This is a genomic window from Micromonospora sp. URMC 105 (assembly GCF_051386295.1).
GTDB lineage: Bacteria > Actinomycetota > Actinomycetes > Mycobacteriales > Micromonosporaceae > Micromonospora.
The window spans coordinates 1-924 of sequence record NZ_JBPQTL010000208.1 but is presented as its reverse complement, the minus strand read 5'-3'; the positions used below and the strand labels follow the sequence as shown (position 1 = coordinate 924).

2 protein-coding genes are annotated in these 924 nt (G+C 78.9%); both read right to left on the bottom strand.

Annotated elements, in window-relative coordinates; translation table 11 throughout:
* On the bottom strand, window positions 1–546 hold a 546-nt coding region (locus ACSNN7_RS28960; protein WP_436684217.1), incomplete at its 3' end, for a hypothetical protein.
* A 95-nt stretch (window positions 547–641) separates the two neighbouring features.
* The coding region (locus ACSNN7_RS28955) for an SAV_6107 family HEPN domain-containing protein (protein WP_436684216.1) at window positions 642–924 on the bottom strand (283 nt) is incomplete at its 5' end.

Below are 924 nucleotides of genomic sequence, written 5' to 3'. Positions count from 1 at the left end.
CCCCGCCCCCAGCCCCTCCCAGACCCCGCGGACCACCTGGAGCGTGACGTCCGCGCCGTCCCACCGGCCGTACGGGACGAGCACGCTGCCGCGCTGCCGGGCCCGGGCGGCGAGCCGGTCGGCGACCGAGGCGGAGACGGTGTGCGGCACGGCGGTCACCACCACGTCGACCCCGTCGATCAGGGCCGCGACGACGGTGGGCCACTCCGGGCCGGGGTCGGGCACCAGGGCGAGCCGGTCCAGGGCGATCCCGACCTCGGCGGCCGCGCCGGCCCCGAAGGTCGGCACCCCGACCACCGCGCACCAGGAGCCGGCCCGGGACGCCTCGGCGAGCAGCGCCAGGACCAGGGAGGTGCCGCCGCTGCGCCGGGGCTGGCCGGCGGAGACCGCGACCGTGCTGCCCCGGCGCAGCCCGCGGTTGGGCAGCAGGCCGGTCAGCTCGGGCGCCACCGGGAGCACCCGGTGACCGCCCGCCGGGTCCGGCGCGCTCGCCGGGCGCACCAGACCGGCCAGTGCGGCGGAACCGACCACCATGCGGCCCGCCATGGACCAACCCCCCGTCGTGTTTCTCTGCTGTGGATCAGGTGTCGCTGTCGGATGGACGCCGGGTGTGCCCGGCGGGGGACCCGGGCGGCGTCGGGTCAGGCGGCCAGGCCGTCGAGGGTCGGTTGGTGGGCCAGGCCGAGCGCGGTCTCCACCACCGAGACGAACTGCTCGGCGGCCCGGAGCAGGTCGTCGGCCTCCCGGGCGCTCACCACGCGGGGTATCCCCGCCTCGGCGGCGGCCCGCTTGCCCGCGCCGGCGGCGAAGTAGGCGGCCCACTCGTCGAGCTCGGGGGCGACCGTGGAGAGCAGGACCCAGACGCTGGTGATCCGGTGGCGTCGGGTGGGGGCGGGGCGTGGCGCCGCCCCCGGCACAGCCCCC